This window comes from Bradyrhizobium sp. SZCCHNR2028, assembly GCF_032380995.1.
In the GTDB taxonomy this organism is placed as follows: domain Bacteria; phylum Pseudomonadota; class Alphaproteobacteria; order Rhizobiales; family Xanthobacteraceae; genus Bradyrhizobium.
Map to the genome: position 1 here is coordinate 199,951 of NZ_JAUHJF010000009.1, position 12,239 is coordinate 212,189.

Annotated in this window: 9 protein-coding genes; 6 read left to right on the forward strand and 3 right to left on the reverse strand. The window is 67.0% G+C overall.

All coding sequences use genetic code 11. The features are described 5' to 3' along the window. The first annotated feature begins 208 nt into the window (after positions 1-208). On the forward strand, positions 209-2,176 hold the full coding sequence (locus tag QX121_RS17125) for a methyl-accepting chemotaxis protein (RefSeq protein ID WP_315812561.1): 1,968 nt from the start codon (positions 209-211) through the stop codon (positions 2,174-2,176). Positions 2,177-2,194: 18 nt separating this feature from the next. Here QX121_RS17125 and QX121_RS17130 read toward each other — a convergent pair whose 3' ends face one another. Continuing rightward, the gene (locus QX121_RS17130; RefSeq protein ID WP_315812562.1) at positions 2,195-2,593 is read right to left on the reverse strand and encodes a rhodanese-like domain-containing protein; all 399 of its coding nucleotides are present in this window, start codon (positions 2,591-2,593) and stop codon (positions 2,195-2,197) included. A gap of 97 nt (positions 2,594-2,690) precedes the next feature. On the opposite strand from QX121_RS17130, the gene ftrA reads away from it, so the two are divergent. Next, on the forward strand, positions 2,691-3,722 hold the full coding sequence (gene ftrA / locus QX121_RS17135) for a transcriptional regulator FtrA (protein WP_315812563.1): 1,032 nt from the start codon (positions 2,691-2,693) through the stop codon (positions 3,720-3,722). On the opposite strand, the gene QX121_RS17140 is transcribed toward ftrA, so the two are convergent. Continuing rightward, entirely contained in the window at positions 3,696-5,915 is a 2,220-nt protein-coding gene (locus tag QX121_RS17140; protein WP_315775627.1) for a putative bifunctional diguanylate cyclase/phosphodiesterase, read from the reverse strand. The genes ftrA and QX121_RS17140 overlap by 27 nt on opposite strands. A gap of 393 nt (positions 5,916-6,308) precedes the next feature. Between QX121_RS17140 and mepA the strand changes: the two genes are divergently transcribed. After that, on the forward strand, positions 6,309-7,250 hold the full coding sequence (gene mepA, locus QX121_RS17145; protein WP_315735718.1) for a penicillin-insensitive murein endopeptidase: 942 nt from the start codon (positions 6,309-6,311) through the stop codon (positions 7,248-7,250). A gap of 172 nt (positions 7,251-7,422) precedes the next feature. Next, positions 7,423-7,941: a hypothetical protein gene (locus QX121_RS17150; RefSeq protein ID WP_315735011.1), complete on the forward strand. Its 519-nt coding sequence runs from the start codon at positions 7,423-7,425 to the stop codon at positions 7,939-7,941. A 3-nt stretch (positions 7,942-7,944) separates the two neighbouring features. Here QX121_RS17150 and QX121_RS17155 read toward each other — a convergent pair whose 3' ends face one another. Further along, positions 7,945-9,738 carry a potassium/proton antiporter gene (locus QX121_RS17155; RefSeq protein WP_315735013.1) on the reverse strand — a complete coding sequence of 598 codons (1,794 nt, stop codon included), beginning with the start codon at positions 9,736-9,738 and terminating at the stop codon, positions 7,945-7,947. A 209-nt stretch (positions 9,739-9,947) separates the two neighbouring features. On the opposite strand from QX121_RS17155, the gene QX121_RS17160 reads away from it, so the two are divergent. Together QX121_RS17160 and map are read left to right on the forward strand one after the other, a co-directional pair. After that, positions 9,948-11,267 carry a mechanosensitive ion channel family protein gene (locus QX121_RS17160; RefSeq protein WP_315812564.1) on the forward strand — a complete coding sequence of 440 codons (1,320 nt, stop codon included), beginning with the start codon at positions 9,948-9,950 and terminating at the stop codon, positions 11,265-11,267. Positions 11,268-11,364: 97 nt separating this feature from the next. After that, positions 11,365-12,189, forward strand: a complete 825-nt coding sequence (gene map, locus QX121_RS17165) for a type I methionyl aminopeptidase (RefSeq protein WP_315812565.1) — start codon at positions 11,365-11,367, stop codon at positions 12,187-12,189. Positions 12,190-12,239: the final 50 nt, after the last annotated feature.

The following is a 12,239-nucleotide window of genomic DNA, read 5'->3' on the forward strand; positions in this document are numbered from 1 at the left end:
AGGCACAGCCTACACGCTCGTTTCAGAGGTATTGCACTCGCGTACGGACGACGTGTGGACCAGTGAGAAGCAATCACGGCCCTGCAATCCGCGCGGAGAGGAGGGGATGTCCGTAAGGATGATCAACAATCCGCGCCCCCGTAGAATCACGGTATTCGTTCCTTAATGGTATTCTGGGACCCTTGCTGCAAAGCAAGGAATGCCCCGAATGTCCCGCCTCCGGTCCATCTCCGCCCGCCTCATCGTCGCGCTCTCGCTCACCGTCGCCATCGCCTGTGCCGTGCTCGGCACCTTCTCCGTCATCCAGCAGCGCGCCCTGACCCGGCTGGCGCTGGAGCAGCAACTCAAGCTGCAGTTCGACAGCGTGTCGGCCGGCATCGACTATGAAGGCCGCGCCGCGCTGGCGGTCAGCTCCACCCTGGCGGCGCTGCCGCCGATCGCCGATGCCTACCTCAAGGGCGACCGCGACGCGCTGGGCGCCCTGCTCGGCGGCGCCATGACGTCGCTGAAGGCGCAAGGCATTCCGCTGGTGAACGTATGGGCGCCGCCGGCCACCAATTTCTATCGCGTGCACGAGCCCAAGGTGTTCGGCGACGACACCTCCAAGCGCCGCATCACCGTGGTGCAGGCCAACCAGACCGGCCGCCTGATCGCCGGCGTCGAGCAGAGCCGGCTGTCGCTCGGCATCTTCGGGATGACGCCGATCGTGCGCGACGGCAAGGTGATCGCGACCGTCGACGTCGGCGCCGCCTTCGGCAAAGAATTCGTCGAGCGCGCCAAGCAGCGCTTCGGCATCGATCTCGCGGTCTACTGGATCGACAACGGGCAGCCGAAGCGGCTGTCGTCGACGTTCGGCGACGATGTCGTCGCCACGCCGGACGAGGTGCTCGCGGTGTTCAAGGGCACGGCGCTGCTGCGCGATGCCACCCTGGCCGGCAAGCCCGCCGCGGTCTATGCCGGCCAGATCAGGAACTACGCCGGCGACCCGATCGCCGTGCTCGAGCTGATCAAGGACACCACGGCCTATGAGGCCGCAGCCAGCAGCGCGCAGCAGCAGCTGATCATCGGCACGGTCGTGATCCTGCTGCTCGCCGTCATCGTCGCGCTGTTCGTCGCCCGCGGCATCTCGCGGCCGCTGGTCGCGATCACCGCCGTCATGCACCGGCTGTCGAGCGGCGACACCGAGGTCGCGATCCCCGGCGGCCAGCGCAAGGACGAGCTCGGCACGATGGCGCAGGCGGTCGACGTGTTCCGCCGCAACATGATCGAGACGGCCAGCCTGCGCGAGGCGCAGGAGGCGACGCAACAGCGCGCCGAGCAGGAGAAGCAGGCGCTGCAGCGGCAGATGGCCGACCGGTTCGAGGCCGACGTCAAGGGCGTGGTGTCCTCGGTGGCCAAAGCCACGGCGGACATGGAGCGCGTCGTCCACGAGATCACCGTCAGCGTCAACGGCACCTCGCAGCGCGCAGCGGCCGCCGCTGCCGCATCCGAGGAAGCCTCGAGCGGCGTGTCGACCGTCGCTGCGGCCTCTGAGGAGCTCGCCTCCTCGGTGACCGAGATCGGCCGCCAGGTCGCGCATTCCAGCAAGGTCGCCGATGCCGCGGTCGTCAAGGCGCGCCAGACCACCGAGATGGTCGGCAGCCTCGCCGCAGCCGCCGAGAGGATCGGCGACGTGCTGCGCCTGATCGACGCGATCGCGAGCCAGACCAACCTGCTGGCGCTCAACGCGACCATCGAGGCGGCGCGTGCCGGCGAGGCGGGCCGCGGCTTCGCGGTCGTGGCCGCCGAGGTCAAGGAGCTGGCCGGCCAGACCGCCAAGGCGACGGAAGAGATCGCCGGCCAGGTCACCTCGATCCAGGCCGCGACGTCTGACTGCGTGACCGCCATCGGCGGCATCAGCACAACGATCCAGGAGATCAGCGGCATTGCCGCGACCATCGCCGCCGCCGTCGAGCAGCAAGACTCGGCGACGCGCGAGATCGCGCGCAGCGTCCAGCAAGCGGCGTCCGGCACCAACGAAGTGTCGCAGAACGTCGTCGGCGCCAGTGACGCCGCCGAGCAGTCACGCCAGCTCGCCGACCACGTCATGGTCGCCACGCGCGACCTCGGCAAGCGTGCGAACGACCTGTTCAAAAGCGTCGACACCTTCCTCGCCGGCCTGCGCAAGGCCGCGTAGCTGGCGGGCCGCTTGCGCTCAGCCGCCCGGCGTGAGCGCAAAGCCCTCGTCGAGCCAGCCGGCAATGCCGCCGATCATCATCTTGACCGGCAGCCCGAGCTGCGCGAGGCGGATGGCCGCCCGGTTGGCGCCGTTGCAATGCGGACCGGCGCAGTAGACGACGAAAAGCTCGGTCTTCGGATACTCTGCCATCCGCTCCACGGTCATGGTCCGGTGCGGAATGTTGATGGCGCCCGCGATGTGGCCCTTCGCGAACGAGGCCGGGCCGCGGACGTCGACCAGGATGAAGTCCGGAGCGGCCGCGCGGAGGCTCTCGTGAACGTCCCAGCAATCGGTCTCGAATCCGAGCATCGCCTCGAAATGCTGGAGCGCCAGCGCTGAGGGAGCGGCGGGTACTTCGGTGACACGCGTGGTCATTGGGTCTCCATTCGGTGATGTAAACAGGCCCGAATCTCGCCCGAGATGCCCGGCGCCCCAAGTGACGGATCCGACAAAGTCCGGTAAGTTTCCGCCAATGCCGCCAGCCGCAGCCAGCAGCCATCCGCAGGATCCCGGCCTCGTCGCCGTCATTGCCTATGACGGGCTGTGCACGTTCGAGTTCGGCATCGCGGTCGAAGTGTTCGGACTGCCGCGGCCGGAGTTCGATTTCTCCTGGTATCGGTTCAAGGTGGTCTCGGCCGAGGGACGGCGGTCACGCGCGATCGGCGGCATCGTCGTTGAGGCCGGCGCGCCGCTCTCGCGCCTGAAGGACGCCCGCACGATCATCGTGCCGGGGTGGCGCGATCGCACCGAGCGGCCGCCCGAGCGCCTGCTGCGCGCCATCTCGCAGGCGGCTGCGCGCGGCGCGCGATGCCTGTCGATCTGCTCCGGCGTGTTCGTGCTCGCAGCCGCAGGCCTGCTGGACGGCAAACGCGCCACGACGCATTGGCGGCACATCCCCGACCTGAAGCGGCTCTACCCCCGCATTCAGGTCGAGGAGGACACGCTCTATGTCGACGAGGGCAACGTCATCACCTCGGCCGGCAGCGCGGCGGGCATCGACGCCTGCCTGCATCTGGTCCGGCGTGATTTCGGCAGCAAGGTTGCGAACACCGTTGCGCGGCGGTTGGTGATGCCGCCGCACCGGGACGGCGGGCAGGCGCAGTACGTCGTCGCACCGGTCCAGGCGCGCCCGGGACGGACGATCGGCGAGGTCATGGACTGGGCGCGTGCGCGACTGGCGCAGCCGATTGCGATCAGCGCGATGGCAAAACGCGCCGGGATGAGCGAGCGGACCTTGCTGCGGTCGTTCAAGGACAGCACTGGCGCGAGCCCTGCAGCCTGGCTGCAGCAGGAGCGCATGGCGCGGGCGCGGGAGCTGCTGGAGACTGCGACGCTCTCCCTGGCGGACATCTCGGCGCAGTGCGGCTACCGGTCGCTCGAAACGTTTCGCGTCGCTTTCCGTCGCATCGTCGGAACATCGCCCGCGGCGTATCGCCGGCGCTTCGAGGCGCGCCCGACATCAGCCAGCGTCGCTCGCTCAAGCCACCAGCGCGTTGCCAGATGAGGCACCGTCCATGGCATCTCGCTGCGCCTGCAACAGCCGGACGATGTCGACATTGGGCCGGGGCCGGCTGAACAGATAACCCTGCCCTTCATGGCAGCCCTCGGCGCGCAGACAGCGCAGCTCCGCCTCGGTCTCGACGCCCTCGGCCGTGATGATGACGCCGAGCCCCTTGCCGAGGCTGACGATCGAGCGGACGATCGCCTGCGCCTCGCGATTGGCGGCGAGATCGCGGATGAAGGATTGGTCGACCTTGATCTTGTCGAACGGAAAGCTGCGCAGATAGCTCAAGCTGGAATAGCCGGTGCCGAAATCATCCATCGAGATGCGGACGCCGAGCGCGCGTAGCGCATGCAGGGTCGCCAGCACCTGGCCGCTCTTTTCAAGCACCAGGGTCTCGGTGATCTCGAGCTCGAGCCGGCTCGGCGGCAGGCCCGACTGCTTCAGCACGTCCATGACCAGCGACAGCACGTTGCCGACGCGAAACTGCAGCGGCGACATGTTCACGGCGACGCGGACGTCGTCCGGCCATTTTGCAGCGTCGCTGCAGGCCTGGCGCAGCATCGCGCGGCCAAGCGCCGAGATCAGGCCGGTGTCCTCGGCGACCGGGATGAACTCCGACGGCGGGATCATGCCGCGCTCGGGATGCGGCCAGCGCACCAGCGCCTCGAACCCGGTGATGCGTCCGGTCGAGAGGTCGATCAGCGGCTGATAATGCGGCTGCAGCACGTCGCGCTGGATGGCCTCGCGCAGCTCGGATTCGATCTTGCGCCGGCTCTGCGCGCGGGCATCCATGCCGGGTTCGAAATAGCTGAAGGTGCCGCGCGTCTCGTTCTTGGCGCGCGACAGCGCCATGTCGGCGTTCTTGAGCAGCTTCTCGGCATCGTCGCCGTCGTTCGGCGCCATGGCGATGCCGATCGTGGCGCCGATCGTCACCGAGCTGCCGTCGATGAGATAAGGATCGGCGATCGCCTGCAACAGCCGGCGGCAGAGCTGGGCCGCATCCTCCGGCCGTGCCTGCCCGCCTTGCACCACCGCGAACTCGTCGGAGTTGAGACGGGCGACGATGTCCTCCTGGCGCAGGATCGAGCGCAGCCGCTTGCCAACCCCGCGCAGCAGCCGGTCGCCGACGGCGTGGCCCAGCGTGTCGTTGATCGACTTGAAATGGTCGAGGCCGAGCACCAGCACGGCGATTTTCTCGGAGCCGCGCCGCATCTGGGCGAGCTTGTCGTCGATCTTCTGGCGCAGCAGGTTGCGGCTCGGCAGGCCGGTCAGTGCATCGTGCTGGGCCAGGAAGGCGAGCCGCGCCTCGGCGCGCTTGCGTTCGGTGATGTCCATCAGCGCCAGCAGCACGGCGGGCTGGCTGTTGTGGACGAGATGGCGTGAATAGATCGCGAGATCGATCAGGGCGCCATCGGCGCGGACATGCTTCCAGGTGCGCGCCGCCTGCTCCTCGCCGGACTGTTCGCCGGCCCAGGGCGGCTCGCTCTCATAGGCCTGCAGGTTGCGGATGCCGAGCCGCTCGAAGGCGGCGCGGCTGTAGCCGTAATGCTGGGCCGCCGCTTCGTTGACGCCGAGCACGCGCCCATCATCCGTCGCGCAGACGATCATCGGCACCGGATTGCCGTCGAACAGCAGGCGGAACGATTCCTCGCGCTGCTTCAATTCGGTGATGTCGACGCGCAGGCCGACGATCCCGCCATCGCCGGTCAGGCGCTCCTCGATCAGGATGGTGCGGCCGTCGGACAATTTCTGCTCGTGGCGGCCGCTCGGCTGGAACAGCCTCTCCAGCCGCTCGGCGATCCATTCCTCCTCGCGCCCGGCGGCTTCCGGATAGTCGCCCCGCGCCACGCCGACCCGGATGGTGTCCTGCAGCCGCGCGCCGGCTTCGAACAGGTCCGAGCTGCGGTTGTAGATTTCGGCGTATTTCTTGTTCCAGAGAATGTAGCGGCCGTCGGCGTCGAGGAACACGATCCCCTCGGGAAGAATGTCGATCGCTTCGATGAGACGATCATGCGCCTTCTTCGCCTCCGCCATCGCCACTTCGGCGCACTTGCCCGCGCTCTCATCGACGGGGCCGAGGTTGCGCAGGTTGTGCCGCCGCAATTTCGGGCTCGGCTTGACCGGGTGAATTGCATCGCGGGCGCTTGGCACGCGATTGCGCTTTTTTGCCGTGGGTGGCCGAACGGGCCGCATTGCGTGCCTCACTCTCCTTCTCGACGAGCAGTTTTCGGCCACGTTTCTGAAAAAATGGTATCTTGATGCGGAGCACGACAGCCACTGGTTACGGGAATTGGCAGATGCACTCGCGTATTTGGAGAGCTGAGACTTGCGCGGAGGATCAACCAAGGGCTGCGGTACAACCAGCGATAAGTGATGTCGGTTGCCGCAGACCAAAAAAGACCCGCATACCGTGCAATGGCCCAGCACATGGTGTTCATTTACCGAACGAACTCACGCAATTGAGCCGTGTTCAGCCGGTTCCGCCAATCCGGCAGCAGGGTTAAAGTCAGGTTAAAGTGGCTCGAATGCCTGACGTTGACGTAGAATTGGGCATCTCGACCGGTCGGCAGCCGCTACACTCGCTTCATGCATGTCCGCCTGATTCTGGTCGCCATCATCAGTTCGGCCGTCATTGCCGCGACGGCTCCGGCCCATGCCCAGGACAAGGGCAGCGTCGAGCCGAAGGCTCTGCCGCCCTTGGCGCATCCGGACGATCCGGATACACCGGCCAAGGAGCTGTTCGCCCGCAGGATCCTGCCGTCGGCGCAACCGACCAAGGTGATTGGAACCTATAATCGCGGCTGCATCGCCGGCGCCGAGCGAATGCCGATCAATGGCGAGGGCTGGCAGGTGATGCGGCTGTCGCGCAACCGCAATTTCGGTCATCCCAACCTGATCGCGCTGCTGAAACGGCTGGCGACCCGCGCGCACAAGGATGCCGGCTGGCCCGGCATCCTGGTCGGCGACATCAGCCAGCCGCGCGGCGGGCCGGCGCTGAGCGGCCATGCCAGCCATCAGATCGGGCTCGACGCCGACATCTGGCTGACGCCCATGCCCGACCATCGGCTGTCGCGCAACGAGCGCGAGGAGATGTCGGCGGTCATGATGGTGCGGCCCGATCGCCTCGACGTCGATCCGCGCGTGTTCACGAAGGGTCACCTCGCCGTGATCCGCACCGCCGCGCAGGAGCGGTCGGTGCAACGCATCTTCGTCAACGCCGCGATCAAGAAGGCGCTGTGCCGTGACGCTAGGGGGGACCGCAGCTGGCTCACCAAAGTGCGGCCGTGGTGGGGCCACGACTATCATTTCCACATCCGCATGGTGTGCCCGCCGGGCAACCCGGACTGTCATGGCCAGACCGACCAGGAGGGCGGCGACGGCTGCGGCGACCTCGACTATTGGTTCTCGGACGCGGTGCTGCATCCGCCGCCGCCGAAAGAGCCGCCCAAGCCGCCGCAACCGATCACGATGGCGCAACTGCCGCCTGGCTGCCGGGCGGTGCTGCATGCGCCGGACGCCAAGAATTGATGCGACCGAACGACGCGACGAAGGAGTCGCAGGAGCGGCTGGATCGCTCTCGGATGACGGCACTCGCGCCGTGAGCGCGACGATCGAAGGGGATGACGGTCCCTCCAGCTCCTGTTATCGCGGTATCGAAATGCCGCGGGCCGCTACGCGGCGTAACGGTAGCGAGTCCGTCATGATCCTGATCCGTCCCGCCGCGACTGCCCTCCTCCTCACGCTGGCCGCCAGCACGGTCGCGCTCGCCGCCGAACCGAGCGGCTGCGACAAGTTCAAATGGGACATCGCGCGCGAGCGTGCCGCGCTGACCGCGGCTGACCGCCAGAAGCTTGCGTCTGGCGCCGAGATCGCCGCCATTCCTGCGACCGGCATCGTGCTGGAGCTGCGTCCGACGGCTGAGGCCAAGCTGGCGATGCCGCCGGAACGCGCGCCCAAGGACGGCACTTTCGCCGGCCTCGCGCGGATCACCGCGGCGCCAAAGGCCGGCGTCTACACGATCAGCCTGTCGGCCGCGGCCTGGATCGACGTCGTGCAGGACGGCAAGATCCTCAAGCCGGCCGGCTTCAGCGGCGCCACCGATTGCGACGGCATCCGCAAGACCATGAAGTACGAACTGAGATCGCAGCCCCTCGTGCTGCAGGTCAGCGGCGCGCCGGAGAATACGATCTCGATCGCCGTGCTGCCGGCGGCGGATTGAAGCTCAGACGCCCGCGACCGACGACCAGACACTGGCCAGCCTGCGCTTCATCCGCTCCTTGCGCGTCAGCACCGGCACATCCTCCTCGTCCTCCGGCAGGCGCAGGCCGACCACGTTGACGCGGCCGCCGGAGATCGAGCGGGCGACCAGCACGATGGTGTCGAGCGCCAGGGTCGCGCCTTCCTTCGGCGCGTTGTCGAGATGGATGTCGAAATAGTCGGCGAGCGTCAGCTTGTCCTCGCCCTCGTCGAGCTTGACGCCATAGATGCCGGCGACCTCGTCGAGCGTATGCTCGGCCGAGACCATGAAGTCGCCGAGCAGATGCGGGTCGGGCGCCGCCGACGGCGGCATGTCGACGAAGAAGCGGTCGAGCGACTCGGCCTTTTCCGGCGGTGCCAGCAGATAGAGATAGTCGCCCGGCGCGATCGGCTCGGCCTCGGGCGGCGACAGAATCTGCTCGTTGCGGATCACCAGCGTCGGCTTCGACCAGGACGGGATCAGGCCGCGGCGGAAGTACAGGCTCTTGGAGCGAATCGAATAGCCGACCAGCTGCTGCTCGAGCTGGCCGGGCAGATCGAGCTCGATGCGGCGCGGGCCCCGATCGGTGCGCGGCAGCGCCACGTGCAGCTTGCGCGCGGCCACGCCGAGCGTCCAGCCCTGCGCGAGCAGCGAGATGATCACGACCACGAACGCGACGTCGAAATAGAGATAGGCCTTGGACAGCCCGACCAGCAGCGGGATCGAGGCGAGGAAGATCGCGACCGCGCCGCGCAGGCCGGTCCAGGCGATGAACGCTTTCTCCCGCCAGTTGAAGCGGAACGGATAGAGGCAGAGAAACACCGCGACAGGTCGCGCCACCAGCATCAGCATCAGCGCAACAGCGATCGCCGGCAGCAGGCTGTCGAGCAGCCGCTGCGGCGACACCAGGAGCCCGAGCAGCACGAACATCACGATCTGGGCGAGCCAGGTCGCGGCATCGAGGAAGGTGACGACAGAGTTGTGCGCGCGGGTCGGCCGGTTGCCGACGATGAGGCCGGCAAGATAGACCGCGAGGAAGCCGGAGCCGTGGGCGATCTGCGCCATGCCGAAGATGACCAGCGCGGCCGTGGTCACGAACGGCGCGTGCAGACCCTGCGGCAGCGCCACCCGGTTGAGGCCGATGACGACGAGGCGCCCGCCGACGATGCCGAACAGCGTGCCGAGCACCGCTTCGCGGACCAGCTCGAACGCGAAATGTCCGAACGAGCCCTGACCGACCGAGATCAGCTCGACCAGCATCAGCGTGAGGAACACCGCGAACGGATCGTTGCTGCCGGACTCCGCCTCCAGCGTGGCGCCGACGCGCGGCCGCAGCCGCAGGCCCTGGGCGTGCACCAGCAGGAACACGGCCGCCGCATCGGTCGAGGCGATGACGGCGCCGACCAGCATCGCCTCGGTCCAGCCGAGGTCGAGGGCATATTTCGCCACCGGCGCGGTGATGAACGCGGTCATCAGCACGCCCACGGTGGCGAGCACCATCGAGGGCGCCAGCACGGTACGGATGCTCTGGAAGCGCGTGCGCAGGCCGCCGTCGAACAGGATCAGCGCCAGCGCGACGGAGCCGACCAGATAGGTGGTACGGACGTCCTGAAATTCGATATGACCAGGGCCGGAATCGCCCGCCAGCATACCGATGACCAGGAACACCAGCAGCAGCGGTGCGCCGAAGCGCAGCGCCAGCAGGCTCGACAGGATACCGGCCATAACGAGGACCGCACCGAGGAGGATGGCAATGCTGACGGCATCGAGGGATGTCATGAAAAAACGCTGATGAATCCGAGTTTTACATCCTTATCGTCGCCACACTTGCACGCCAACCGGATTTGCTCCTATCGCGGCGATATGCCCATTTTTCCATCCTCGGCCGTGTTCGGGGTATATTTCGCGGCAATCGCCCGTGACGAAAACGAACTAAATCCCGCTGATCCCGCCAACCCGCGCCACTGTTCCCCTCCGAGACCCCGCTGATGGACCTCGACCTGAAAGACGTTCTCGAATTCCTGCAGACCGTTGGCCGCTCGATCGGCGCCGAGGTCACCTCGCCGTGGTTCTACCTTCAACTCGGGCTGGTGCTGAGCGGCGCCGGCATTGCCTTTGCGGCACGTGCCGCCGTGCGCGCGCGCATCGACATGACCTCGCTGGCGATGGGCTGGCCGGGCCCGCTGCGGCAGCTGCTACGGGTGTTGCTGGAGAGCGTCGCCACGGTCGTGTTCGTGATCCTGATGCGGATCGCCCGCACCGGCATGTTGCTGTGGACCTGGCCGAGCCGCAGCTACCTGCTCGCCGTCGCGCTCAAGCTGGCGCTGGCCTGGCTCGTGATCCGGCTGATCACCTCGGTGATCCGCAGCACCTTCATCGTGCAGATCGTGTCGATCTCGGCCTGGCTGGTCGCCGCGCTCAGCATCATCGGCCAGCTCGACAACGTGGTCGACGCGCTCGATTCCATCTCGGTCGTGCTCGGCGGCCTCAGGCTGACGCCGCTGCTGGTGATCAAGCTCGGCGTGCTGCTGCTGGGCGTGCTGTGGCTGACCAACATCGCCAGCAATTTCGTCGAGAGCCGCATCACCCGCTCGACCGACCTGACACCGTCCATCCAGGTGCTCTTGATCAAGATGGTCCGCATGGGCCTGATGATCCTCGGCGTCGCGATTGCGATCAGCGCGGTCGGCATCAATCTGTCGGCGCTCGCGATCTTCTCGGGCGCCGCCGGTGTCGGTATCGGCCTCGGCCTGCAGCGCATCGTCGCCAATTTCGTCGCCGGCATCATCCTGCTGGCCGACAAATCGGTGAAGCCGGGCGATCTCGTCACCATCGGCGACAGCTCGGGGCGCATCAGCGCGATGAACACGCGCTACATCTCGGTCGCCGCCGGCGACGGCCGCGAGTTCCTGATCCCGAACGAGGACCTTGTCACCCAGAAGGTGACCAACTGGACCTACACCGACAAGAACACGCTGGTGAAGGTCAATTTCGGCACCAACTACGACGCCGATCCCCGGGTCGTCTGCAAGCTCGCCACCGAGATCGCGGCCGAGACGCCGCGCACCTTGAAATCGAAGGCGCCGAACTGCCTGCTGACCGAGTTCACCGAGGCCGGCATGAAGTTCTCGCTGACCACATGGATCGCCGACCCCAGCTACATGGACAGCGTCAAGAGCGAGGTGATGCTGGCCCTGTGGGAGGCATTCAAGCGCGAGGGCATCAGGGTGCCGTATCCGGTGCGAGAGCTTCGCGTTCGCGGCGGTGCGCTGCCGGTGGAGACCACGCTGGAGGTGCCGACCGGCTAGGCGGCAGATCCGGCCGTGCACACCCGGCTTGCACCGGCCGGCACGATCATTAAATTAGGCGATCACCCCGCGACACCCCTGAGAACGAAACAGGCCCATGAACTATATCGAAGCGACCGACGCCACTGCGCGCAAGAACGGCCAGATCAAGCTGCACGGCCCGAGCGGCTTTGCCGGCATGCGCAAGGCCGGCGCGCTGGTGTCGAGGTGCCTCGATGCGCTCACCGACATCGTCAAGCCGGGCGTGCCGACCTCGCGGATCGACGATTTCGTCCGCGACTTCGCCTTCAGCCACGGCGCCTATCCGGCGACGCTGATGTATCGCGGCTATCGCTACTCGACCTGCACGTCGATCAACCACGTGGTCTGCCACGGCATGCCGAACGACCGGCCGCTGAAGGAAGGCGACATCATCAATGTCGACGTCACCTTCATCGTCGACGGCTGGTACGGCGATTCCAGCCGCATGTATGGGATCGGCCCGATCGCGCGCAAGGCCGAGCGGCTGATCGAGGTCACCTACGAATCGATGATGCGCGGCATCGCCGCGGTGAAGCCCGGCGCCACCACCGGCGACATCGGCCATGCGATCCAGAGCTTCGTCGAGCCGCAGAGCATGAGCGTGGTGCGCGACTTCTGCGGCCATGGCCTCGGCCGGCTGTTCCACGACGAGCCGAACATCATCCATGTCGGCCGGCCCGGCGAGGGCGTGCTGCTCAAGCCCGGCATGTTCTTCACCATCGAGCCGATGATCAATCTCGGCAAGCCGCATGTGAAGATCCTGTCCGACGGCTGGACCGCGGTGACGCGGGACCGCTCGTTGTCGGCGCAGTTCGAGCATTCGGTCGGCGTCACCGCCGACGGCGTCGAGATCTTCACGCTGTCGGAGCGCCATGGCGAGAAGCCGCTGACGCAGGTGTGAGCGGGCTCCCTGGACGAATGGTCGCAGGGCGTCCGATTGTTGCCATGTCC